Genomic DNA, 22,506 nt, shown 5'->3' with positions numbered 1-22,506 from the left:
GTCAGCAGGCGTACGCCTCCAGCCGCTGCGCCCGCTCCGGGGCGCGCAGCTTGAGCAGCGTCACCTTCTCGATCTGCCGGATCCGCTCGCGGGACAGGCCGAACTCCTTCCCGACCTCGTCCAGGGTGCGCTGCCGGCCGTCGTCCAGCCCGAACCGGAGCCGGATCACCGCCTGCTCACGCTGCGAGAGGGTGGCGAGCACGATGCTCACCTCCTGGCGCAGCTCGCCGTGTGCGGCCGCCTCGTCCGGGCCGGCCGCCGGGTCCACCGCCGCGACGAAGTCACCGAGTGCGCTCTCGCCGTCCTCGCCGACCGCCTGGTCGAGGCTCACCGGCTCGCGGTCGTACGAGATCAGCTCGATCACCTGGAACTCGGGCACGTCCAGCGCCCGCGCCACCTCGGCCACGGTGGGCTCCCGGCCCAGCGCGACGGCCAGCTCTCGGCGGGCCCGCACCATCCGGTTGACCTGCTCGACCATGTGCACCGGGATGCGGATGGTGCGGGCCTGGTCGGCCATGGCGCGGGTGATGGCCTGGCGGATCCACCAGGTGGCGTAGGTGGAGAACTTGTAGCCCTTGGTGTAGTCGAACTTCTCGACCGCGCGGATCAGGCCGAGGTTGCCCTCCTGGATCAGGTCGAGGAAGGCCATGCCGCGGCCCGTGTACCGCTTGGCGATGCTCACGACGAGGCGCAGGTTCGCCTCCAGGAGGTGGTCCTTGGCGGCCCGCCCCTCGGCGGCGACGAGTTCCAGGTCGGCCCGCAGCCCGGCCGAGACGGGCGTGCACGTGGCGAGCTTCTCCTCGGCGAAGAGCCCGGCCTCGATGCGACGGGCCAGCTCGACCTCCTGGGCGGCGGTCAGCAGCTTGGTCTTGCCGATGCCGTTGAGGTATGCCCGGACCAGGTCCGTGGAGACGCCACGCTCGTCGGTGGCGTCCAGGTCGGTCAGGGTCTCGGTGCCGTGGTCGGTCTCGATCGTGCCGGCCGGGCGCATCCGGTGCTCCATCATCTGCAGGGCCATCTTTCGTCTCTCCCCGTGTCCACGTCTGTGCCGTGTGATCCGGCCCGGTGGTGCCGGTTGACAAACAGCTTGGCGGGCGGGGCGTAAAACGGGAGTGAGGCGATCGGGGACCCGACAGGAATCCCACCGGGCGTGTCGTCGACGGGTGACCCTTGCCGGGCCCGGTTACCGTGCCAGCGACCGGCCGGAGCGGCCGGCTGCCGGCACCGGGCCAGTAGGGGCGACCGCCGGCGAACCTCGGCACAGGTGATGGAGGGCGTCGTGGTCTTCAAGCGGCTCATGCAGGCGATGGGTGTCGGTGGTCCCTCGGTGGAAACCGTCCTGGCGAACCCGAACTGCCGCCCCGGCGGCCAACTGGAGGGCACCGTCCACGTCGCGGGCGGCGACCACCCGGTCGACGTCACGTACGTGGCGTTGGGCCTGGTCACCCGCGTCGAGGTGGAGAGCGGTGACAACGACTACGAGACCACGCAGGAGTTCCACCGCCAGCACGCCACCGGCGCGTTCCGGCTGGAGGCCGGGCAGCGGTACGACATTCCGTTCCGCTTCGACGTGCCCTGGGAGACCCCGCTGACCGAGCTGTACGGCCAGCACCTGCACGGCATGACGATGGGCCTGCGTACGGAGCTGGAGGTGGCCCGCGCGGTCGACAAGGGCGACCTGGACGCGGTGGCCGTGCACCCGCTCCCGTCGCAGGAGCGGATCCTGGACGCCTTCCTCCGGCTGGGCTTCCGCTTCGCCCGCGCCGACGTCGAGCGCGGCCACATCTACGGCGTACGGCAGACGCTGCCGTTCTACCAGGAGATCGAGTTCTACCCGGCGCCCCAGTACGCGAACGCCATCAAGCAGTTGGAGGTCACCTTCGTGACCGACCCGCAGCAGATCCAGGTCGTCCTGGAGCTCGACAAGCGGGGTGGCCTGTTCACCGAGGGGCGGGACACCTTCGGCCGCTTCACGGTCGACCACGCGACGGCCGACCGCACCGACTGGACCGCCCAGCTCGACGCCTGGCTCCGTCAGTCCCTTCAGCGCCGCGGCCTGTTCTTCTGAGCTCAGTCCTCGTCGATCATGAAGTTGGCGGATTCCACGAGGGGCAAGATCCCCGCTAACTTCATGATCAACGGATGTTGGGCGGGGTTGTCAGAGATCCAAAAGGACCGTGCGGGGACCGACGTTGACGCTCTCGACCAGCATGTGGGTGCGGAAGCGGCCGGTCTCCACTTTGGCGCCGCGGGCCCGCAGCGCCTCGACGACCTCCGTGACCAGCGGTTCCGCCACCTCCGCCGGGGCGGCCGCCGTCCAGCTCGGTCGCCGGCCCTTGCGGGCGTCGCCGTAGAGGGTGAACTGGCTGACCACCAGGATCGGCGCGCCGGTGTCGGCGGCGGACCGCTCGTCGTCCAGGATGCGCAGCTCGTGCACCTTGCGGGCCATGGTCTGCGCGATCTGCGGAGTGTCGGCGTGGGTGACGCCCAGCAGTACCAGCAGCCCGTCGTCGATCGCGCCGACCACCTCGCCGTCGACCGTCACGCTGGCCTGGCCGACCGTCTGCACCACCGCCCGCATCAGATGGCCCTCCCGGCCCCGGCCGGCCCGGCCGCGACCCGGCCACGCCCGGTCGGCCCTGCCGCCGCCGGCATCAGGCGTCCACCGGCTCGATGAAGCCCCGCTCGACCAGGTGGGCCACGATCGGGCCGGCCGCCTCGGCCAGCTCCTCGGGAGCCACGTCGTGCGCGGCGGCGAGCAGGGCCAGCTGGTCGCGCAGCGGCAGTCGCCCGTCCGCCCCGCCGACCAGGGCCAGGACGAGGGGGTCGATCTCCTCGGTCCAGCGCAGGCCGTGCGGCATCGCGAGCACCTGCCGGTCGACGGCCCAGCCCTCGTCGCCCATGGTCGCCTCCTGCCGCAGCTGGAGGCCGTCGGCGGCCCGGTAGCGCGACGCGAGCAGCTCGTCGGTCCCGCGTACGCGGAGCCAGTCCTGGCGGTCGAACCACGTCGCCACGCGGTCGCCGAGCGGCGCCTCCACCCGCTGGCGCAGGTCCTCGACACGGACGACCGGGGCGTCGTGGCCGGCGCGGCGCAGCGACACGATGCCGAAGCCGATCGCCTCGACCTTGTGCGCGTCGAACCAGTCCAGCCACTCGGCCATCCGCCGCGGGTCGGCCGCCTCGCCGACGTCGGTGAGCCAGAGGTTGACGTACGCCATCGGGTCGGCGACCTCACGCTGGATCACCCAGGCGTCCAGCCCGGTGCCGGCGAACCATCCGGTGACCCGCTCGGCCCAGTCCTCGCCGGCCACGTGCACCCAGTTGGCCAGGTACTGCATGGTGCCGCCCTCGGTGAGCAGGCCCGGCGCGGCGGCGGCCAGTTCGGCGCCGATCGCGTCCCCGACCCGGCCGGAGTCGCGGTAGACGTGCGTGGTGGTGCCGGGGCCGACGACGAACGGCGGGTTGCTGACCACCAGGTCGAAGCGGCGGCCGGCGACCGGGGCCACCATGTCGCCGCGCAGCAGCTCCCAGTCCTGGCCGTTGAGGGCGGCGGTGGTGGCGGCGAAACGCAGGGCGCGCTCGGAGACGTCGGTGGCGGTGACCCTCCCGGCGTGGGTCGACAGGTGCAGGGCCTGGACGCCGGAGCCGGTCCCCAGGTCCAGCGCGGTCTCCACCGGCCGCCGGACGGTCGCGCCGATCAGCGTCTGGGTGGCGCCGCCGATGCCGAGCACGTGCTCGGCGTGCAGGGGGCGGCCGGGCCGGGCGCTCGCCGGGACGTCGGCGAGCACCCACCAGTCGTCCCCGTACGGCTCCAGGTCCAGGCCCATCCGTAGCCCGTCACCGTGCCGTTCGACCAGGCCGCCGGCGAGCGCCTCCTCGATCGGCAGGGGCGCGAGCGCGGCGGCGACGGCGGCCCCCGGCTCGGTCTGCTCGCAGATGAAGACCCGGATCAGGGTGGCGAGCGGGTCGCCGTCCTCGGTGGCGCGCAGCGCGGCGCGGAAGTCGTTGCGGGCCACCCCGCCGGTGGCCTGCGCGCCGAGTCGGGCGGCGATGCCGTTCGACGTGAAGTTGGCCCGGGTGAGCGCGGTCCGCAGCGCCGCCACTCCGCTGGGGGAGAGCAGCATGTCGTGTTCGTCCACGTCGTCATCCTGCCTCGCGCGCCGGGCCGGGACCGCGCCACCTGCCGGACCCGCCTTCAATTGATGAACATGCGAGTGACGTACATCTATGCAATGGCTAGCATGACCAGCACTGACCGTCGATGGCACGCCGCCCCGGCCACGAGCCCGGCGTGCCGAGCAGGGAGGCAGACGATGCCAGCAGGGTTCGTTCCACGGCGCCTCACCCGGGCGTTCGCCGTCACCGCCACCGCCGTGGCCGTCGCGGCGGCCGTCACCACCCCGGCGCAGGCGGCGCCGACCGGCGAGATCCGGGGCGCGGGCGCCCCGACCGCCATCAGCGGGAGCTACCTGGTCGTCCTCGAGGGGGACACGGTGGGCACCGCCGGGTCCGCCACCGCCCGCACGGCCGTGCCGGACCGGGCCGCGACGCTGGTGAAACGGTACGGAGGCAGCGTCCGCGACGTGTACAGCGCGGCGCTGACCGGCTTCAGCGCGACGATGACCGCCGGCCAGGCGCGCCGGCTGGCCGCCGACCCGGCCGTCGCGTACGTCGAGCAGGACAAGGTGCTCACCGCCACCGCGACGCAGTCCAACCCGCCCTGGGGTCTGGACCGCATCGACCAGCGCAACCTGCCGCTGAGCCGCAGCTTCACCTACCCGAACACCGCCTCCAACGTCCGGGCGTACATCATCGACACCGGCATCCGCACGACGCACACGCAGTTCGGCGGCCGGGCCACCTGGGGCACCAACACGGTCGACAGCAACAACACCGACTGCAACGGGCACGGCACCCACGTCGCCGGTACGGTCGGCGGCTCGACGTACGGCGTCGCCAAGCAGGTCCGGCTCGTCGCGGTGAAGGTGCTGAACTGCTCCGGCAGCGGCACCATCACCGGCGTCGTCAACGGGGTCAACTGGGTGACCGCCAACGCCGTGAAGCCGGCGGTGGCCAACATGAGCCTCGGCGGCGGTGCCAGCAGCGCCCTCGACAACGCGGTGGCCAACTCCGTCGCCTCCGGCATCACGTACGCGGTGGCCGCCGGCAACTCCAGCGCGAACGCCTGCAACTACTCGCCGGCCCGTACCCCGTCGGCGCTCACCGTCGGGTCCACCACCAGCAGCGACGCCCGTTCGTCGTTCTCCAACTACGGATCCTGCCTGGACATCTTCGCGCCCGGGTCGAGCATCCTGTCCGCGTACCGGACCAGCGACACCGCGACCGCCACGCTGAGCGGCACCTCGATGGCCGCACCGCACGTGGCCGGCGCCGCCGCCCTCGTGCTCTCGGCCAACCCGTCGTGGAGCCCGTCGCAGGTCGGCAGCTACCTGACCAGCAACGCCACCACCGGCAAGGTCGCCAGCCCGGGTTCGGGCTCGCCGAACCGCCTCCTCTTCGTGGTGAACTGACCCGCTTCGTGGTGAACTGACCCGCCGGCACACCGGGTGGGCCGCCTGCGGCCCGCCCGGTGTGCGCCACGCCACGCCGCGTCGTCGCCGCGCCGCGGTCAGGCCGCGGTCAGGGTGCGGGGCGACGGGGTTCGGGACGGGAAGGCGCGGGCGGTGCCCTCCACGGTCACCCCGACCTCGGCGCCGATCGGGACCGCCGGGCCGCCGTCCAGGATCCGGGCGGTGACCCGGGTGCCGTCGGCGAGCCGCAGGCCGACCAGCGCGTCGTGCCCGTGGAAGTCGTGCCGCAGCACGGTCGCGGTGACCGGGCCGGGGCGGCTGGTGACGCGCACCTGCTCGGGGCGGACCAGAACGGTCACCGGGCCGGCCGGTGCGGCGCCGGCGACGGGCACCACACCCAGGGGCGTACGGGCGCTGCCGTCCTCGACGACCGCCGGCAGCAGGACGGCGTCGCCGACGAAGCCCGCCACCCACTCGTCGGCGGGTTCCCGGTACACGGTTGTCGGCGTCCCGGCCTGCACCACCCGACCGGTGCGCAGCACCACCACCCGGTCGGCCACCGACAGGGCCTCGCCCTGGTCGTGGGTGACCAGCACCCCGGTCGCGCCGTCGGCGCGCAGCGCCTCCCGCACGTCGTGGCGCAGCCCGGCCCGCAGCCCGGCGTCCAGGGCGCTGAACGGCTCGTCCAGCAGCACCACGGAGGGGCGGGGCGCGAGCGCCCGGGCCACCGCGACCCGCTGCTGCTGCCCGCCGGAGAGTTGGTGCGGCATCCGGTCGCCGTAGCCGGCGAGACCCACCAGAGCCAGCACCTCCTCGACCCGGTCGCCCCGGCGGGCCGCGCGGTCCAGCCCGTACGCCACGTTGTCGGCGACGCTGAGGTGCGGGAAGAGAGCGCCCTCCTGCGGTACGACGGCGATGCGGCGGCGGTGCGCGGGGACGTGCCGGCCGGCCCCGGCGACCGGGGTGCCGTCGATGCGGATCTCGCCGCCGTCCAGCCGCTCGAACCCGGCGAGGCAGCGCAGCAGCGTCGTCTTGCCGCAGCCGGACGGCCCCAGCACGGCGGTGAGCAGCCCGGACGGCACGGTGAGGTCCACTCCGGCCAGCGCGGTGACCGCGCCGTACCGCTTGACCACACCGGCCAGCACGACCTCGCTCATCCGTGGTCCTCCTTGTCCAGCAGACCGCTGCGGGCGACCAGCAGCCACGTGGGTAGCGCGGAGATCGCCACCAGCAGCGCCGCGTACGGGGCCGCTGCCGCGTACGCCCCGACGGACGTCGCGGTCCACAGTTCGGTGGCGAGCGTGTCCGTCCCGGTCGGGCGCAGCAGCAGGGTGGCGGGAAGCTCCTTCATGCCGGTCAGGAAGACCAGCGCCGCGCCCGCCCCGATGCCGGGCAGGGTCAGCGGCAGGGTGACCGTCCGCAGCACGGTCAGCGGGCCCCGGCCGAGGGAGCGGGCGACCTCCTCCAGCCCGGGCGGGGACTGGGCGGCGGCTGCGGCGACCGCGCCGACCGCGAGGGGCAGGAAGAGCGTCGCGTACGCCAGCGCCAGCAGCCACCGGGTCTGGTACAGCGGGTACGCGACGGCGATGCCGAAGAAGATCAGCGACAGCCCGATCACCACGCCGGGCAGGGCGTGGGCGAGGTACGCGAGCCGGTCGAGGACGGTGGTCAGCACGCCGGGCGCCCGGGCGACGAGCAGCCCCAGCGGCAGGGCCAGCAGCATGGTGAGCGCCGCGCCCGCGAGGGAGACGGTGAGCGAGTTGCCGGCGGCGACCGCGACCTCGGTGAGGGCACCCGGGCGGGACACCCCGGTGACCAGGCGCTGCGCCAGGCTGACCGCGGGCACGCCGAGGGCGAGTGCGGCCACGCCGAGCAACGCCGCCAGGGCCGGCCAGCGGACCGCGCCGAGCCGCAGGCGGGCCGGTGGGCGGCGGGCGCCGCCGAGGCGCGCGTACCGGGCGCCCCGGCGGCGGGTCGCCGTCTCGGCGGCGAGCAGGAGCACGGTCAGGGCCACGAGCACGCTGGAGAGCACCAGGGCGCCGGTGCGGTCGAAGCCCAGGTCGAACGCGATGAAGATGGCCCGGGTGAAGGTGTCCGCCCGCAGGATCGACACGGCGCCGAAGTCGGAGAGCACGTACAGGGCCACCAGCAGCCCGCCGGCGGCGGTGGCCGGGCGGATCTGCCGCAGGGTCACGGCGGTGAACGTCTGCCAGCCGGATCGGCCCAGCGACCGGGACACCTCCTCCTGCGCCGGGTCCGCGCCGCGCAGCGCGGCCGCGACCGGCAGGAAGACGTACGGGTACGAACAGAGCGTCAGCACCAGCGCCGCCGGCCAGAAGCCCTCCAGCCCGTCGACCGTGGAGACCCAGGCGAACGCCGCGATGTAGGTGGGGACGGCCAGCGGCAGCGCGGCCAGCACGGCGAAGGTCCGCCGGCCGGGCAGGTCGGTGCGGGTGACCAGGAAGGCGGCGCCGACGCCGAGTACCACGCAGGCGGCGGTGACCACGGCCGCCAAGCCGAGGCTGCGGAGGGCGAGCAGCGCGACCCGTTCGGTCCACAGCTCGGCGGCGAGCCGGTCGAGCCCCGCCTCGGCGGTGCGGACCGCGAGGTAGACCAGGGGAAGCAGGGCCGCGGCCACCGCCGCGGTCGAGGCCGCGAGCAGCGCCGGGCGCGGGGCCAGCCGGCGTGCCTTCCCGCGTACGCGGGACAGGGCCGGCCCGTCGAGGACCGGCCCTGCGGTGGTCGTCGGACTGGTCAGGGCACCAGCCCCGATTCGGTGATCATGGCGACGGTGGCCTCGAGCGTGTCGAGGTCGTTCAGGTCGATGGCCGGTACCTTCAGGTCGGCCAGCGGCGGCACGTACGCCGGGCCCGGGACGCCGGTCACCACCGGATACTCGAAGGTCTCCTCGGCGAAGTACTGCTGGGCCTCCGCGCCGAGCAGGTAGTCGACGAACGCCTTGGCGTCGGCGTCCTCGGTGGAGCGCTTGAGCACCCCGACGCCGGCCACGTTCACCAGCGCGCCGGTGTCGCCGCCGGGGAAGAAGTGCAGCTTGGCCTTCATCGCCTCCGGGGTGGTGCCCTGCTCCTTGGCGATCTCGCCCAGGTAGTAGTGGTTGACCAGGCCGACCGCCACCTTGCCGTCGTTGACCTCTTCGACGATCTTGATGTTGTTGTCCCGGATCTGCGGTTCGTTGGCCTTGAGGCCGGCCAGGAAGTCCTTCGCCTTCTGGTCGCCGTGCTGCACCCGGATCGCGGTGACGAAGGCCTGGAACGAGGCGTTGGTCGGAGCGATCGCGACCTTGCCCTTCCACGTCGGGCCGGTCAGGTCGAAGACGGACGTCGGGAGCTGGTCGGTCGTGACCTGGTCGGCGTTGTAGACGAGCACGCGGGAGCGGGCGCTCACGCCGACCCACTGGCCGCTGCGCGCCCGGTACGCCTCGGCGACCTTGCCGGTGGCCGCCTCCGGCAGCGTGGCGAACATGCCCTTCTTGGCCACCGTGCCGAGCGCGCCGGCGTCCTGCGCCAGGAACACGTCGGCGGGGGACTTGTCGCCCTCCTCGACGAGCTGCGCCGCGAGCTGGGCGGTGGTGGCGTACCGGGTCTGGACCTTGATGCCGGTCTGCTGGCTGAACTTGTCCAGCAGCGGCTTGATCAGCTGCTCGTTGCGGCCGCTGTAGACCGTGATGACCTTGTCGTTCGGCTTGCCGGGATCGGCGGCGTCGTCCTCACCGGACCCGCAGGCGACCAGGCCGACGGCGAGCAGCCCGGCCGCGACGAGCGTCGTGGTGGACCGGCGGAACGTTGCGGACACGATGCGGACCCTCCAGGGAGTCGACGGACGACGGCAGGCGCGACCGGGGTGAAGTTAGCACAGGCTAACCTCATCGTGAATCGGAGTGCCGGTTGGATCACGCATCGCCGTAACGGCCGGTGGGTCGGGATGCCCGAGGGCCCGGTCGAGGGGCAGGATGGAGAGCATGACGCTCGCGCTGCCCATCGAACCGGAGGCCAACGCGCTGCTGCGGCGCAGCCCGCTGGCGCTGCTCGTCGGCATGGTTCTCGACCAGCAGGTGCGTTAACCATGGAGAGGCCCCACCCCAGCTCAACGGGCGTCTGGCCAGACCGGTGAGCGATGACTACATCCGCCTGGTTCCCACGGATCCGAACTGGCAGCCGGATCCCGAAGCCGCAGCCGCCCTCGTCGCCTACGTGGCGAGCCTGTTCTCCGGGCCCGGTGACGCTGTCGACGAGGTGAAACAGACCTTCTACGACCGAGTGACCTTGATAGACGCCGGCATGTACATGGAGCGGATCACGTGCCCGCGCTGCGCCGGAGTCATCAGCATGGATTGGCTCGGTGACCTCGTCCGCGAGAACGGCATGGGTTTCGACCACCTGGACGTGGCAGTGCCTTGCTGCGGTGCCGTCGTGGGGCTGAACACCTTGCATTACGAGGAGCCGATTGGCTTCGCTCGCTTCGAGGTGAGCGCCTTGAACGCGACTAGGGCGGGATACGAACTCGACCCCAACGAACTGGCCCGCGCGGCCGACCTTCTGGGTCACCCGGTCGCGCAGATCCTCGCACACTACTAGCCATCAATCGTCTGCCTCCCCGCTGACAAGGCATCACGCGCCGTCCGGCAAGGATGTGCCCGGAGCTGCCCGATCGACGGCAGGATGGTCCCCATGACGCTGTCACTGCCCATCGATCCCGAGGCCAACGAATTTATCAATCGGAATCAGCTGGCTCTCGTCCTCGGGCTCGTGCTCGATCAACAAGTCTCGATGGAGAAGGCGTTCTCCTCGCCGTACGTGCTCGCCCAGCGCCTCGGGCACGAGCCGGACGCCGCCGAGCTGGCCGGGTACGACCCCGAGGCCCTGGTCGCCCTCTTCGCGACCCCACCGGCGCTGCACCGCTTCCCCAAGGCGATGGCGGCCCGGGTGCAGGAGGTGTGCCAGGTCCTCGTCGACCGGTACGACGGCGACGCCGCCCGGCTGTGGAACGGGGTCGCCGACGGCCGTGAGCTGCTGCGCCGCGTCGCCGACCTGCCGGGGTTCGGCAAGCAGAAGGCGCAGATCTTCGTCGCCCTGCTCGGCAAGCGGTTCGGGGTCACGCCGGAGGGCTGGCGCGAGGCGGCCGGCGGCTACGGGGACACCGACGCGTACCGGTCCGTCGCCGACGTCACCGACGCGGAGTCGCTGCGCCGGGTCCGGGAGTACAAGCAGGAGATGAAGGCGGCCGCGAAGGCAGCGAAGGCCTGACGCCACCGACCTGCACCGCGCGGGGGCAGCTGGCTCCGTCGGTGTGACGCGGCCGGGGCGACGCAACGGGGTTCCGGTCGGCTCGTTGAAGCCCAGGTGGACGGGGCGAGGGCGGAACGCGGGGCGGCGTTGCTCCGGCCGGCGGTCAGCTCACCCCGGGCCACCTTCCTGGAGCTCTTCTTCGACCTGGCTCTCGTCTTCGCGCTGACCCGGGTGTCGCAGCGGCTCGTCGACGACGTCACCGGTCGGCAGCCGGGTGACGGCCTCCTGGAGACGCTGCTGCTCTTCCTGGCGGTCTGGCTGGTCTGGAACCTCACCACCTGGGTGACCAGCCGCTACGAGCCGGAGCGGACGGTCATCCAGGCGGTCGTGGTCGGCACCATGTTCGGCAGCCTGGTCATGGCCGTGGCGTTGCCCCGTGCCTTCGAGGAGCGGGCGGTGCCGTTCGTGGCCGCGTACCTGTCGGTCATGATCGGCCGGCCGCTGGTCATCGCCGCCGCGCTGCGCGGGCATCCGCGCCGGCAGGTGCCGCTGCGGCTCGCCGGCTGGGCGGCGGTGGGCGGGGTGCCCTGGCTCGCCGGCGCGCTCGGCCCGGACGAGCTGCGGATGCCGCTGTGGCTACTCGCCCTGACGATCGACTATCTGGGCCTGACGCTGGGCTGGCCGCTCCCGCGGCTGGGCGCCGCCCGCCCGTCCGGCTGGCGGATCGAGGGCGAGCACCTCGCGGAGCGCTACCAGCAGATGTTTCTCATCGCGCTCGGCGAGACGATCCTGGTGATCGGCATGACGTACAGCGGGCCCGACTTCGACGACGATCGGGCCCTCGCATTCGCGCTCGCGTTCATCACCACGGCGCTGCTCTGGCGGATCTACTTCCACCGGGCCGGCCACCTGTTCGCCGAAGCCCTGCGCGCGGCCCGCGAGCCGGGTCCGCTGGGCACCTCCGCCACCCAGACCCACCTGTTCATCGTCGCGGCGGTGCTGGCCACGGGCGTCGGCTACGAGCTGGTGATCGACCACCCGTTCGATCCGCTGGAGCCGGTGTGGCTGCTCTTCGTGGTCGGCGGCCCGGTGCTCTTCCTGATCGCCCGGGCCCGCTTCGAGTACGAGATCTTCGGCCGCGTCTCCCGGCCCCGGGTCGTGGCGGTGGTGGTCCTGGCGCTGGCCGTCCCGCCGCTCACCCAGGCGCCCCCGATGGCGGCGCTGGCGCTGGTCGTGGTGGTGCTCTCCGGGGTCGCGGTCGCCGACGTGCTGCGCGGCCGGCGGCGGCCGCCCGAGCGGCCCGCCTCCCCACTGGGGCGCCGGACCTCCCGCGGTGGCACCTTCCCCGCCTGACGAGGGGCGGGACGGGATCAGGCGGCCGTCGGGCGGGAGAGGGCGGCGAGCGCGCGCCGGACGTCGGCGAGGGAGACCGTCGCCGAGTCGTCCAGGTCGGCCAGGCCGGCCTCGATCCACTGCCGCATGAGCGTGGTCACCCCGATGCCCCGCGCGTCCGCGGCGGCGCGAACCCGCTCGTACGTCTCCAGGGGCAGCCGGACCGACCGGCTCACCATCGGGCCGTCGGTGTCCGGGGTGGGCAGCTCCGCGGGCTGGCTCTCGTCGATCAGGTCGGCAAGAGCGTCGCCGCCGTGGAACCGCTTGACCGCCTCGTCACGGTTCATGCTGACCGCCTCCTCATCGGCGCTCTCTCCGCACGGCCTCGTCGTAACGCTTGGCCTCCACGTCGGTCAGCTCGCGGGCGGAGAGGATGTCCCAGTCGTTGTCGGTGCCGTCGGCCTCGGCGAGCAGCACGGCCAGCCGGCGCCCCCGACGGGCGGAGGCGTAGACGACCATCACGTCGTCGCCCAGGTGGCGGATGACCCGCCGACCGCTGTGCAGCGCCTCCCAGACTTCCCCCGGCGTGACGTCGTAGACCCTCAGGTTTGCCAGCGCCTCGTCGGTGAAGCTGAACCTGCTGCCCACGGCGCGAGCGTACCACGGGCGTAACACGACCTGGTATGCGTCGAATCTCGCTGATCACGCCTGCGGAGTGACAGGATGGGGCGTAACCCCTCGAGGAGGTCCGCGGTGAAGCATCAGGCGTACCAGCCGATCCTGATCACCGACGCCTCGCGCAGTCAGGACGACCAGCTCAACAGCCGGCAGAAGCGGTACGTGCTGATGATGGGCATCCGGGTCGCGTGCGTGATCGTCGGCGCGATCCTGGTCGGCGCGCAGGCCCCACTGCTCTGGCTCTGGCTGCCGCTGGTCGCCCTGGGCATGATCCTCATCCCCTGGCTCGCCGTGCTGCTCGCCAACGACCGGCCGCCCAAGGAACAGCACCGCCTGGCCGGCCGCTTCCAGCCGCGGCAGCGGGACGAGACCCCGCCGATGAGCCTGACCGCCGAGGAGCAGCCCCACAAGGTCATCGACGCCGAGCCCTGATCCGCCCGGCTCGAACCCGCTCCGCCAAGCACTGATCGGTCGTCGGGACGACGGCCGCACCGGTCGGACAGCCCGGCAACGCCCGGGGTCCGTCGGAGCGGCCGGCGGCGGTCAGCGCGGCGGTCGGGCGCCCACCTGGCCGACCGCCGACGCGCCCAGGTCCCCGGCCCGGTGCAGCGCCGCCTCCGGCGATGCTCCGGCCAGCCAGGCCGACAGCAGGCCGGCGGCGAAGGCGTCACCCGCCCCCGTCGGGTCGACCACCGCCATCCGGCGGGCCGGCGCCACCGCGATCGCGGCGTCCCGATCCACCCACACCGCACCAGCCGCGCCCCGCTTCACCACGACCCGACGCGCCGACGCGGACAGCACCCGCCCCTGCGCCGCCGGGTCCAGGCCACCGGCCAGCACGGTCGCCTCCTCGGCGTTGACCAGCAGCAGGTCGACCCCGCGTACCCAGGTCAGGAAGGCCGCCGCGCCCACCCGCCGCAGCGGGGCCGCGGAGGCCGCGTCGACGCTGACCGTGAGGCCCCGCTCGCGGGCCGCGGCGAACGCGCGCAACCCGGCCGGCCGCGACCCCGCGTCGAGCAGGGTGTAGCCGGACAGGTGCAGGTGGGCGGCGTCCGCCGCCGCGTCCAGCGCCGCCTCCACCGCTTCCGGGGTCAGCCGCAGGTTCGCCCCCCGCTCGGTGACCATGGTGCGGTCCTCCGCCGTGGCGAGCACGATGACCGTCCCGGTGGGGGCGTCCGGCACGCGCGAGACGGCGCAGTCGACGCCGCCGCGTTCCAGTTCGGCGACCCGGTCCCGGCCCGGCCCGTCGTCGCCGACCGCGCCCACCAGCGTCACCGGTACGCCCAGCGCCCCCAGCCAGGCGGCCGTGTTCGCCGCCTGGCCACCGCCGGTGAACCGGATCGCCGCCGAGGTGTCCGACCCGGCCACCGGTGGCCCGGACAGCACCGCCACCACGTCGGTGATCAGGTCGCCGACGACGATGATGCGGGGTGCCGTCATGCCGGGCGGGACGCCGCGACCGCGATCCGGGCGGCGAGGTCGGCGTTGCGCAGGATGATGCGGACGTTGACCGCGAGGCTGGCGCCCTCGGTGGCCGAGTGGAAGTGCGCCAGCAGGAAGGGCGTCACCGCCTTCCCGGTCACGCCCGTACGCTCCAGCAACGTCAGCCCGTCGGCGAGGGTCCGGTCGTGCAGCGCCGGGTCCAACTGCTCGTCGGCGGGCAGCGGGTTGGCCACGATCAACCCGCCGGTGCGCAGGCCGTGCTGGTCACGCGCGGTGAGCACGGCCGCCACCTGCTCGGGGGAGTCCACCGACCAGTCGAGGTCGAACCCGCCGTCGGTCAGGTAGAAGCCGGGGAATCGGCGGGTGCGGTAGCCGACCACGCCCACGCCCAGGGTCTCCAGGCGCTCCAGGGTGGCGCCCACGTCGAGGATCGACTTCACCCCCGCGCAGACGACGGCGATCGGCGTCCGGGCGAGGGTGGTCAGGTCGGCGGACTCGTCGAACGTCTGCGCGGCCTCCCGGTGCACCCCACCGAGGCCACCGGTGGCGAAGACCCGGATGCCGGCCGCCGCGGCCACCGCGCTGGTGGCGGCCACGGTCGTGGCGCCGTCCGCGCCGGTCGCGGCCGCCACGGCGAGATCGCGTACGGAGAGCTTCGCCACGCCGTCGACGGTGGCGAGCCGGGTCAGATCCCCGTCGTCGAGGCCCACGACGAGTTGACCGCCGACCATGCCGATGGTGGCCGGCACCGCCCCGGCGTCCCGGACGGCCTGCTCGATCTCGCGGGCCACCCGCAGGTTGTCGGGCCGGGGCAGGCCGTGCGAGACGATCGTGCTCTCCAGGGCCACCACCGGGCGGCCGGCGCGCAGGGCGTCGGCGACCTCGGCACCGTGTCGGATGTGAAAGTCGGTCACGACGTTCCACGGTACGACCTCGGCCGGTACGGCATGAAGTGGACCGGGCCCGGGGTGACCTGCCAGACTTGGCGGTTGGAGGTGTGGAAGTGAGCACACAGGTTCTCGAGCGTCCCGAGGTGAAGGACGCCGACACCGGTCCCGAGATGTTCCACTACGTGCGCAAGGAGAAGATCGCCGAGAGTGCCGTGATGGGCACCTTCGTCGTGGCGCTCTGCGGCGAGACGTTCCCGGTCACCAAGGCGGCCAAGCCCGGCTCTCCGGTGTGCCCGAAGTGCAAGGAGATCTACGACTCGTTCGCCCAGTGAACCGGGGCGGGCGGCGGTGCCGCCCGCGTAACCTGCGGCCGTGACCACCTCCACGGCCCTCCTGCTGGCCGACCTCACCGGGGTCGCGGTGTTCGCGGCCTCCGGTGCCTCGGCGGCGGTCGCCAAGCGGCTGGACCTCTTCGGTGTCGTCTTCGTCGGCTTCGTGGCCGCCCTCGGCGGCGGGATCTTCCGGGACCTGGTGATCGACGAGGTCCCGCCCCTGGCCTTCGCCGACTGGCGGTACGCGGCCACCGCCGCGGTCACCGCCGTCGCCGTCTTCTGGCTGCACCCCCAGCTCGCCAAGCTGCGCACCACCGTCCTGGTGCTGGACGCGGCCGGCCTGGGGCTGTTCACCGTCACCGGCACCCTGAAGGCGCTCGACGCGCAGGTGCCCGCGGTGGGCGCCTGCGTGATCGGCATGGTCACCGCGATCGGCGGCGGCCTCGGCCGGGACCTGCTGACCGCCGAGATCCCCGTGGTGCTGCGCCGCGAGATCTACGCGGTCGCCGCGCTCGTCGGCGCCGTCCTCGTCGTCCTGCTGCACTGGCTCGGCCATGCCGACACGATCGGGCTCACCGTGGCCGCGGTCCTGGTCTTCCTGATCCGCCTGGTCTCCCTGCGCCGTCGCTGGTCCGCCCCGATCGCCACGCTCCGCCCACCCCGGACGGGAGCCCCAGGCTGACCCGCCCCGCCGTGGGGCCGGCGGGGCCGGTGTGACCCGTGCTGTGTCGAGTGGGGTCCCGGGGCTCCCGCGGTTATGCTGAGTCGGCCTTCGCGGCACCTTCTGCGCGGAGGCGTTTTCATGGGCGGCGGCACCCGTGGCCCTCGGCCGGTGCCCGCCTCAGGCGGTCGGAGAGGAGCTCGCGTGGCAGCCCGGACGCCGGCGCTCGAGACGTTCCCGGCCCTGCGCGCGTGGCAGCGCAAGGCTCTCGTGGAGTACCTGCGCCGCCGTGACCCCGACTTCACGGCGGTCGCCACCCCGGGCGCCGGGAAGACCACCTTCGCCCTGCGGATCGCCGCCGAACTGCTCGCCGACGGCACCGTCGAGGCGGTCACCGTGGTCGCCCCCACCGAGCACCTCAAGACCCAGTGGGCGCAGGCGGCGGCCCGGGTCGGCGTCCAACTCGACGCCGCCTTCCGCAACGCCGACCTGCACTCGTCCGCCGACTTCCACGGTGCCGTGGTCACGTACGCCCAGGTCGGCATGGCGCCGCAGGTGCACCGGCGGCGCACGATGACGCGCCGCACCCTGGTCATCCTCGACGAGATCCACCACGCCGGGGACTCGCGCACCTGGGGCGACGGCGTGAAGGCCGCCTTCGAAGGGGCCGAGCGCCGGCTGATGCTGACCGGCACTCCGTTCCGCTCCGACGACAACCCGATCCCGTTCGTCAGCTACGAGCGGGGCGGGGACGGCCTGCTGCGCTCCCGCGCCGACGCGGTGTACGGCTACGCCGACGCGCTGCGCGACGGCGTCGTGCGGCCGGTGCTCTTCCTGGCCTACTCCGGTGAGACCCGCTGGCGCACGAACGCCGGCGAGGAACTGGCCGCCCGGCTCGGCGAGCCGATGACGCAGGACCTGATCGCGCAGGCCTGGCGGACCGCGCTCGACCCGGCCGGTGACTGGATGCCCCAGGTGCTGCGGGCCGCCGACGCCCGGCTGACCGTGCTGCGCAACGCCGGCATGCCGGACGCGGGCGGCCTGGTCATCGCCAGCGACCAGCAGGCCGCCCGGTCGTACGCCAAGCTCCTCGAGCAGGTGACCGGTGAGAAGGCCGCCGTGGTGCTCTCCGACGACGTGGGCGCCTCGGCCCGGATCGCGACGTTCGCGGCGTCCGACCAGCGGTGGCTGGTGGCGGTCCGGATGGTCTCCGAGGGCGTCGACATCCCCCGCCTCGCGGTCGGCGTGTACGCGACCAGCGCCAGCACGCCGCTCTACTTCGCCCAGGCCGTCGGCCGGTTCGTCCGGGCCCGCCGGTCCGGGGAGACCGCGTCGGTGTTCCTGCCCAGCGTGCCGCACCTGCTGGGGCTGGCCAGCGAGATGGAGGCCGAACGGGACCACGTGCTCGGCAAGCCGAAGGACCGGGAGGGTTTCGACGACGACCTGCTGGAGCGTGCCCAGCGCGACGACCAGGCCAGCGGCGAGCTCGAAAAGCGGTTCGCGGCGCTGTCCGCGACCGCCGAACTCGACCAGGTGATCTTCGACGGGGCGTCGTTCGGAACCGCGGCCCAGGCCGGTACCCCGGAGGAGGAGGAGTACCTGGGCCTGCCGGGCCTGCTCACCGCCGACCAGGTGGCCATGCTGCTGACCAAGCGGCAGGCCGAGCAACTCGCCGCGCAGCGACGCCGAGCCGCCGAACGGCCCGCTGAAACGTCCGCTGCGGCCACCGCCGCCCCGCCGGCACCGATGAGCGCGGCGCAGCGGCGCGTGGCCCTGCGGCGGCAGCTGAACGCCCTCGTGGCGGCCCGACACCACCGCACCGGACAGCCGCACGGCAAGATCCATGCCGAGCTGCGCCGCATCTGCGGCGGCCCGCCCAGCGCCCAGGCGACGATCGAGCAGCTCGAGGAACGCATCGCGACGGTGCAGACCCTCTGACCCGGTTCGGGCGCAGCCGCGTCCCCCCGCCCGCCGTGCGCCGGCTGTCCGGTCGACGCGGGCCGCAGGACACGAAAAGACCGGCCGGGCCCCTCCAGGGGCCCGGCCGGTCTTATGTCGGAATTACGGACTCAGTTCGCCATCAGATCGGCGCCACGCCAGCTGAACTCCGGGTCCGTCGCGTACCGCACGGTGATCTTCACGAGATCCTCGGCGTACTTGTTCGCGTGGTGCCCACAGAACACCAACTCGCTCCCACCAGCCAGAGTGACGCGGAGCTTGCCGGCAGCATTGCAGCGGTCGCACCGTTCATCGGCGGCCGGGGGGCTCACCGTCTCGGGCGGCGGCGTGAGGGTCGGGGTCATCGCCTTCCTCCTCTGGTCGTCACCGATGAACACTCTCTTCGGTCGTTGCTCACCTATCGTGCAACACCCTTGTCGGGCCTCGCCTTCCCTGTGTGCCCGCGGGGGACCGAGGTCACACATGGCTCCGACAGCGTGCCATGCACCAAGGGTGCCACGTCAACGATCACATTCGTGCAACCAAACGATCACCATGCGGCGTTGCACGCCAAGTGTTCAAAACGACACGTTCAGTTGACGGCTCCGGTCAGTCCAGGTAATCCCGGAGGACCTGCGAACGCGACGGGTGGCGCAGCTTGGACATCGTCTTGGACTCGATCTGCCGGATGCGCTCCCGGGTCACCCCGTAGACCTGACCGATCTCGTCCAGCGTCCGCGGCTGGCCGTCGGTCAGGCCGAAGCGCAGGCGCACCACGCCCGCCTCACGCTCGGACAACGTCTGCAGCACCTGCTGGAGCTGATCCTGCAGGAGCGAGAACGAGACGGCGTCGACCGCGACCACGGCCTCCGAGTCCTCGATGAAGTCGCCGAGCTGGCTGTCGCCCTCGTCGCCGATCGTCTGGTCCAGCGAGATGGGCTCCCGGGCGTACTGCTGGATCTCCAGCACCTTCTCCGGTGTGATGTCCATCTCCTTCGCCAGCTCCTCCGGAGTGGGCTCGCGGCCCAGGTCCTGGAGAAGCTCGCGCTGGATCCGGCCCAGCTTGTTGATCACCTCGACCATGTGCACCGGGATGCGGATGGTGCGGGCCTGGTCGGCCATGGCGCGGGTGATGGCCTGGCGGATCCACCAGGTGGCGTAGGTGGAGAACTTGTAGCCCTTGGTGTAGTCGAACTTCTCGACCGCGCGGATCAGGCCGAGGTTGCCCTCCTGGATCAGGTCGAGGAAGGCCATGCCGCGGCCCGTGTACCGCTTCGCGAGCGACACCACCAGGCGCAGGTTGGCCTCGAGGAGGTGGTTCTTCGCGCGCTCACCGTCCCGCGAGATCCACAGCAGGTCGCGCTGCATCTCGCGGTTGAGCTTCTCCTCGCCCTCGTCGGCGGCGCGCAGCCGCTCGGCCGCGTAGAGGCCGGCCTCGATCCGCTTGGCGAGCTCGACCTCCTGCTCCGCGTTGAGCAGCGGGACCTTACCGATCTGCTTCAGGTACGCCCGGACGGAGTCGGCGGACGCCGTCAGCTCGGCGTCGCGGCGCGCCTGCTTGAGCGCCTCGGACTCCTCGTCGTCCCATTCGAAGTCGTTGTCGTTGGCGGAGTTGGCCGCGTCGGTCTCGGCGGCCTGGGTCAGCTCGGCCGGCTCGTCGACGACGACGTCCTCGATCTCGGCGGCCAGCTCCTCCGGATCGATCTCGCCCTCGGCGTCGGTCTCGCCCTTGGCCTTGGTGGCGGCCTTGGCGGCCTTCGCCGGGCCGGCCTCGGCCACCGTCGCCTTGGTGGCCCGGGTGGCCTTCCTGGCCGGCGCCGCCGCCTTGGCGGCCACCTCGGCGGTGGTGCCGGTGGCCTTGCGGGCGGTGGCCTTCCGCGGTGCCGGGGCCGGGGCCTCGTCGGCGGCGGGCGCCTGCTTCGGCGCGGGAGCGGCGGCCTTCTTCGTGGTCTTGGCGGTCGTCGCCCGGGACGCCGGGGTGGCCGAACGCGCGGCCGCCACCCGGCGGCGGGGTGCGGTGGTGGCCGAGCCGTCGACCACGACGGTCACTCCCGCCTCGGAGAGCGCCCGCAGGATCTTCTTGGCCTGGGCCGGAGTCACCTCGGCGGACTCGACGGTGCGCGCGAGCTGGGCCGACGTGAGCTGACCGCCGGCGCTCTGCGCGTGCGCGATCAGGGTGTCGGTGAGCGAGCGAACGTCGGCGCCGGTCTGGCGGGGTTCTGTCACGAATGACCTTCCGGAGGCGAAGAGCGAGCACGGCCGGGTCGTCCGGCGCGAGGCGGAGCGCTTGTGCCGGGCGATGTCGTTGAGGGACCCCCGTGTCCCGGGCCGGCCGGTCGCTGGCGGTCCGTGGCGCGTGGGCAGGGTGAATTGTAACGCCGTCCACGGCGATCATCCGGCGGCGCACGGTGTACCGGCCGCGAAAGTGGCCGATTCGGTGCAGACAGCGCGTGGGTAAGGATGCGATCCGCACATAAAGCGGAAATCCACCCCGAGGCGAGACGCCGCGCCAGGGACCCCGCACCCGGCGACGACCTGTCGACCCGCGTGGCCCACGCCGCCGCAGAGGTGGATCAGCGAGGCGACGAGCGGGCTCCGCCCGGTGCGTGCGGTCCTGCCTTGCTGCCCGGTCCCGGATCGGCCCAGTCGCCGGGGACGGTCGGCGCGACCAACGTCACAGCCCGGCCGTAACGGCCGGGCACGTGGACGACGCCTGCCGGGACAACAATCAGGGGCCGGTCTGTCGACTCCGGTGTCGCGCCGGAATCCTGCGGCACTTTCGCGCGAACGCTCTCCGCACGCGCATTTCGACAGGCGCACCGGACGCGGTGGGATCCCCGGTTTGGCAGGCGCGACTGTCGTCGGATATTCGTGACGATCGCGCCGCGTCGACTGCCCTCATTTGGTACGACGCGTCGGCGCGGCCACTATCGCCGTTCACGGAGCGGCCGCGCCGAGGCAATGCGTCAGTTTGTTTGAAATCACGGTCGAGCAGACAGATTACCGAGCCTCAGTCGATGTAATCGTTCATGAGGGGGTTGCACCATTCAACGCCACCGCTGACCAGAGTGCAGGCCTTCCAGTGAATAACGGCGCGCGTGACGTTGTTGGGCTCGATGCTGAAGGTCGTCTCGCGTCCCGCGCCGTCCGGCAAGGTGTAACTGCCATACCTTGCGCCGCTCCAGTAAACCTTGATCCGAGTGCCGTCGCTGTACCGGTCCTTGACGGTGAAGGCGTTGCGCTGCGGAATGCAGCAGGTGTTGAACCACACCTCGCTGTAGATCTTTCGTCTGGTTGCCGTACCCGTTCATTTCATCCCGGCTTTGAGTTGTGGTCACAAGTTCAGATTCGGTTGGTGCGAACGCGTCCGGCTGGTGCGCGGCCGGTGGTCACGGTGCGTGGAGGCGGGAGAAGTGGGGGCCGTGGACGATTGGCCGTGGCCGGTCCGCGTTGGCGCCGCCGCTGACAGGCACGCGCGCCCCCAGTCCCGTTGGCGTCGTCCGGCTCTCGCCGGACCAGTCTTCGGCCGCACCGTAGGATGAGCGACGCTGAGACGGCGGAGACGATTCCGTGCTGGTCCTCATCAATTCGCGCGCACCCGTGTGTGCGGGCAGGGGGAAGTTTGACTAGTTCAGTGCCGACACCGAAGGAACTGCTCACGATCGCCGTCGACGTGGCGCGGAATGCGGCGGACACCGCGTCCCGAATGCGCGCCGAGGGGGTGTCGGTCGCCGCGACCAAGACCACCGCCACCGACGTCGTCACCGCTGCCGACCGGGCGGTCGAGCGACAGGTCCTCGATGCGCTGGCCACGCTCCGTCCGCAGGACCAGGTGCTCGGCGAGGAGTACGGGGAAGGTGCGGCCGCCGAGGGAGGCAGTGGGGTGCGGTGGATCATCGATCCGATCGACGGCACCGTCAACTACCTGTACGGGCTCCGGCACAGCGCCGTGTCGCTGGCCGCCGAGGTGAACGGCACGGTGGTCGCCGGGGTGGTGCGCAACATCAGCACCGGTGAGGAGTGGACGGCGACGGTCGGCGGCGGCGCCTGGCGCGACGGTCGACGGCTGCGCTGCTCAGCCGAGACCGAACTCGGCCAGACCCTGGTCGCCACCGGCTTCGGCTACGACCCGAAGCGCCGCGCCCACCAGGCCCGGGTGGTGGCGGAGCTGATCCCGCACGTCCGCGACATCCGCCGCCTCGGTGCGGCCGCCATCGACCTCTGCTTCGCCGCCGAGGGGCGGGTCGACGCGTACTACGAGAAGGGGCTTGCCGCCTGGGACCTCGCGGCCGGCGGTCTGGTGGCCACCGAGGCGGGGCTGCGGGTCGCCGGGCTGGGCGGCGCGGCGGCCGGGCCGGACATGGTCGTCGCCGCGCCACCGGCTCTCTTCGGGCCCCTGCACGACCGGCTGGCGGACCTCGACGCCGCCGGCGGCCCCTGACGCCGGCCGGCCGG

Annotated in this window: 23 protein-coding genes; 10 read left to right on the top strand and 13 right to left on the bottom strand. The window is 72.7% G+C overall.

What is annotated here, in order from left to right:
* Window position 1 precedes the first annotated feature (1 nt).
* Window positions 2–1,018, bottom strand: a complete 1,017-nt coding sequence (sigB, locus tag ACN26Y_RS30300) for an RNA polymerase sigma factor SigB (protein WP_370463284.1) — start codon at window positions 1,016–1,018, stop codon at window positions 2–4.
* 261 nt (window positions 1,019–1,279) lie between these two features.
* Here sigB and ACN26Y_RS30295 point away from each other — a divergent pair, with 261 nt between their 5' ends.
* Window positions 1,280–2,068, top strand: a complete 789-nt coding sequence (locus ACN26Y_RS30295) for a sporulation protein (RefSeq protein WP_155334361.1) — start codon at window positions 1,280–1,282, stop codon at window positions 2,066–2,068.
* 90 nt (window positions 2,069–2,158) lie between these two features.
* Here ACN26Y_RS30295 and dtd read toward each other — a convergent pair whose 3' ends face one another.
* Together dtd and ACN26Y_RS30285 are read right to left on the bottom strand one after the other, a co-directional pair.
* The gene (gene dtd, locus ACN26Y_RS30290; RefSeq protein ID WP_422734038.1) at window positions 2,159–2,581 is read right to left on the bottom strand and encodes a D-aminoacyl-tRNA deacylase; all 423 of its coding nucleotides are present in this window, start codon (window positions 2,579–2,581) and stop codon (window positions 2,159–2,161) included.
* 73 nt (window positions 2,582–2,654) lie between these two features.
* Window positions 2,655–4,139 (bottom strand): DUF7059 domain-containing protein, encoded by a 1,485-nt coding sequence (locus ACN26Y_RS30285; protein ID WP_422734037.1) that lies wholly within the window; start codon window positions 4,137–4,139, stop codon window positions 2,655–2,657.
* A 174-nt stretch (window positions 4,140–4,313) separates the two neighbouring features.
* On the opposite strand from ACN26Y_RS30285, the gene ACN26Y_RS30280 reads away from it, so the two are divergent.
* The gene (locus tag ACN26Y_RS30280; protein ID WP_422734036.1) at window positions 4,314–5,531 is read left to right on the top strand and encodes a S8 family serine peptidase; all 1,218 of its coding nucleotides are present in this window, start codon (window positions 4,314–4,316) and stop codon (window positions 5,529–5,531) included.
* A gap of 98 nt (window positions 5,532–5,629) precedes the next feature.
* On the opposite strand, the gene ACN26Y_RS30275 is transcribed toward ACN26Y_RS30280, so the two are convergent.
* From ACN26Y_RS30275 to ACN26Y_RS30265, 3 genes are read right to left on the bottom strand one after another with little or no spacing between them, the layout of a single operon-like run.
* Entirely contained in the window at window positions 5,630–6,688 is a 1,059-nt protein-coding gene (locus ACN26Y_RS30275) for an ABC transporter ATP-binding protein (protein WP_155333449.1), read from the bottom strand.
* Window positions 6,685–8,241 (bottom strand): ABC transporter permease, encoded by a 1,557-nt coding sequence (locus ACN26Y_RS30270; RefSeq protein WP_155334360.1) that lies wholly within the window; start codon window positions 8,239–8,241, stop codon window positions 6,685–6,687. Before ACN26Y_RS30270 ends, ACN26Y_RS30275 begins: the two co-directional genes overlap by 4 nt.
* A 44-nt stretch (window positions 8,242–8,285) precedes the next feature.
* Window positions 8,286–9,347 (bottom strand): iron ABC transporter substrate-binding protein, encoded by a 1,062-nt coding sequence (locus ACN26Y_RS30265; protein WP_230689118.1) that lies wholly within the window; start codon window positions 9,345–9,347, stop codon window positions 8,286–8,288.
* A gap of 311 nt (window positions 9,348–9,658) precedes the next feature.
* Here ACN26Y_RS30265 and ACN26Y_RS30260 point away from each other — a divergent pair, with 311 nt between their 5' ends.
* From ACN26Y_RS30260 to ACN26Y_RS30250, 3 genes are all read left to right on the top strand, one after another.
* Entirely contained in the window at window positions 9,659–10,126 is a 468-nt protein-coding gene (locus tag ACN26Y_RS30260; protein ID WP_422734035.1) for a hypothetical protein, read from the top strand.
* A gap of 84 nt (window positions 10,127–10,210) precedes the next feature.
* Window positions 10,211–10,795, top strand: coding sequence for an HhH-GPD-type base excision DNA repair protein (locus ACN26Y_RS30255; protein WP_422734034.1), 585 nt, complete (start codon window positions 10,211–10,213; stop codon window positions 10,793–10,795).
* 96 nt (window positions 10,796–10,891) lie between these two features.
* Window positions 10,892–12,130, top strand: a complete 1,239-nt coding sequence (locus tag ACN26Y_RS30250) for a low temperature requirement protein A (protein WP_422734033.1) — start codon at window positions 10,892–10,894, stop codon at window positions 12,128–12,130.
* A 17-nt stretch (window positions 12,131–12,147) separates the two neighbouring features.
* Here the strand turns inward: ACN26Y_RS30250 and ACN26Y_RS30245 are convergent, their stop codons facing one another.
* Both ACN26Y_RS30245 and ACN26Y_RS30240 read right to left on the bottom strand, forming a co-directional pair.
* On the bottom strand, window positions 12,148–12,456 hold the full coding sequence (locus ACN26Y_RS30245; protein WP_155333444.1) for a hypothetical protein: 309 nt from the start codon (window positions 12,454–12,456) through the stop codon (window positions 12,148–12,150).
* Window positions 12,457–12,469: 13 nt separating this feature from the next.
* Complete coding sequence (locus tag ACN26Y_RS30240) at window positions 12,470–12,757, bottom strand: hypothetical protein (protein WP_230688834.1); 288 nt, start codon at window positions 12,755–12,757, stop codon at window positions 12,470–12,472.
* Window positions 12,758–12,862: 105 nt separating this feature from the next.
* On the opposite strand from ACN26Y_RS30240, the gene ACN26Y_RS30235 reads away from it, so the two are divergent.
* Window positions 12,863–13,219: a DUF3099 domain-containing protein gene (locus ACN26Y_RS30235; protein WP_422734032.1), complete on the top strand. Its 357-nt coding sequence runs from the start codon at window positions 12,863–12,865 to the stop codon at window positions 13,217–13,219.
* A 111-nt stretch (window positions 13,220–13,330) separates the two neighbouring features.
* On the opposite strand, the gene ACN26Y_RS30230 is transcribed toward ACN26Y_RS30235, so the two are convergent.
* Window positions 13,331–14,227 (bottom strand): carbohydrate kinase family protein, encoded by an 897-nt coding sequence (locus ACN26Y_RS30230; protein ID WP_422734031.1) that lies wholly within the window; start codon window positions 14,225–14,227, stop codon window positions 13,331–13,333.
* Entirely contained in the window at window positions 14,224–15,144 is a 921-nt protein-coding gene (locus ACN26Y_RS30225; protein ID WP_422734030.1) for a pseudouridine-5'-phosphate glycosidase, read from the bottom strand. Before ACN26Y_RS30225 ends, ACN26Y_RS30230 begins: the two co-directional genes overlap by 4 nt.
* A gap of 83 nt (window positions 15,145–15,227) precedes the next feature.
* Here ACN26Y_RS30225 and ACN26Y_RS30220 point away from each other — a divergent pair, with 83 nt between their 5' ends.
* From ACN26Y_RS30220 to ACN26Y_RS30210, 3 genes are all read left to right on the top strand, one after another.
* Window positions 15,228–15,452: a DUF3039 domain-containing protein gene (locus ACN26Y_RS30220; RefSeq protein ID WP_196255745.1), complete on the top strand. Its 225-nt coding sequence runs from the start codon at window positions 15,228–15,230 to the stop codon at window positions 15,450–15,452.
* A 40-nt stretch (window positions 15,453–15,492) separates the two neighbouring features.
* A complete protein-coding gene (locus ACN26Y_RS30215; protein WP_155333439.1) occupies window positions 15,493–16,134 on the top strand; it encodes a trimeric intracellular cation channel family protein in 642 nt (213 codons plus the stop codon).
* 183 nt (window positions 16,135–16,317) lie between these two features.
* Complete coding sequence (locus tag ACN26Y_RS30210; protein WP_155333438.1) at window positions 16,318–18,051, top strand: DEAD/DEAH box helicase; 1,734 nt, start codon at window positions 16,318–16,320, stop codon at window positions 18,049–18,051.
* Window positions 18,052–18,182: 131 nt separating this feature from the next.
* On the opposite strand, the gene ACN26Y_RS30205 is transcribed toward ACN26Y_RS30210, so the two are convergent.
* The 3 genes from ACN26Y_RS30205 to ACN26Y_RS30195 form a co-directional block, all read right to left on the bottom strand.
* Window positions 18,183–18,416, bottom strand: coding sequence for a DUF7455 domain-containing protein (locus tag ACN26Y_RS30205; RefSeq protein ID WP_155333437.1), 234 nt, complete (start codon window positions 18,414–18,416; stop codon window positions 18,183–18,185).
* A gap of 244 nt (window positions 18,417–18,660) precedes the next feature.
* The gene (locus ACN26Y_RS30200; RefSeq protein WP_422734029.1) at window positions 18,661–20,277 is read right to left on the bottom strand and encodes an RNA polymerase sigma factor; all 1,617 of its coding nucleotides are present in this window, start codon (window positions 20,275–20,277) and stop codon (window positions 18,661–18,663) included.
* Between the two features lie 784 nt (window positions 20,278–21,061).
* On the bottom strand, window positions 21,062–21,322 hold the full coding sequence (locus ACN26Y_RS30195; RefSeq protein WP_422734028.1) for a hypothetical protein: 261 nt from the start codon (window positions 21,320–21,322) through the stop codon (window positions 21,062–21,064).
* Between the two features lie 351 nt (window positions 21,323–21,673).
* Here ACN26Y_RS30195 and ACN26Y_RS30190 point away from each other — a divergent pair, with 351 nt between their 5' ends.
* Complete coding sequence (locus ACN26Y_RS30190) at window positions 21,674–22,492, top strand: inositol monophosphatase family protein (RefSeq protein ID WP_155333434.1); 819 nt, start codon at window positions 21,674–21,676, stop codon at window positions 22,490–22,492.
* The last annotated feature ends 14 nt before the right edge of the window (window positions 22,493–22,506 follow it).

Source organism: Micromonospora sp. WMMD558, from assembly GCF_049315255.1.
Classification (GTDB): Bacteria; Actinomycetota; Actinomycetes; order Mycobacteriales; family Micromonosporaceae; genus Micromonospora.
This window is presented reverse-complemented; position numbering and strand designations above follow the sequence as displayed.

Excerpts from the sequence above, each read along its gene's own strand:
- sigB (WP_370463284.1), bottom strand. The coding sequence starts at position 1,018 with ATGGCCCTGCAGATGATGGAGCACCGGATGCGCCCGGCCGGCACGATC.
- dtd (WP_422734038.1), bottom strand. The coding sequence starts at position 2,581 with ATGCGGGCGGTGGTGCAGACGGTCGGCCAGGCCAGCGTGACGGTCGAC.
- ACN26Y_RS30280 (WP_422734036.1), top strand. The coding sequence starts at position 4,314 with ATGCCAGCAGGGTTCGTTCCACGGCGCCTCACCCGGGCGTTCGCCGTC.
- ACN26Y_RS30275 (WP_155333449.1), bottom strand. The coding sequence starts at position 6,688 with ATGAGCGAGGTCGTGCTGGCCGGTGTGGTCAAGCGGTACGGCGCGGTC.
- ACN26Y_RS30255 (WP_422734034.1), top strand. The coding sequence starts at position 10,211 with ATGGTCCCCATGACGCTGTCACTGCCCATCGATCCCGAGGCCAACGAA.
- ACN26Y_RS30245 (WP_155333444.1), bottom strand. The coding sequence starts at position 12,456 with ATGAACCGTGACGAGGCGGTCAAGCGGTTCCACGGCGGCGACGCTCTT.
- ACN26Y_RS30230 (WP_422734031.1), bottom strand. The coding sequence starts at position 14,227 with ATGACGGCACCCCGCATCATCGTCGTCGGCGACCTGATCACCGACGTG.
- ACN26Y_RS30205 (WP_155333437.1), bottom strand. The coding sequence starts at position 18,416 with ATGACCCCGACCCTCACGCCGCCGCCCGAGACGGTGAGCCCCCCGGCC.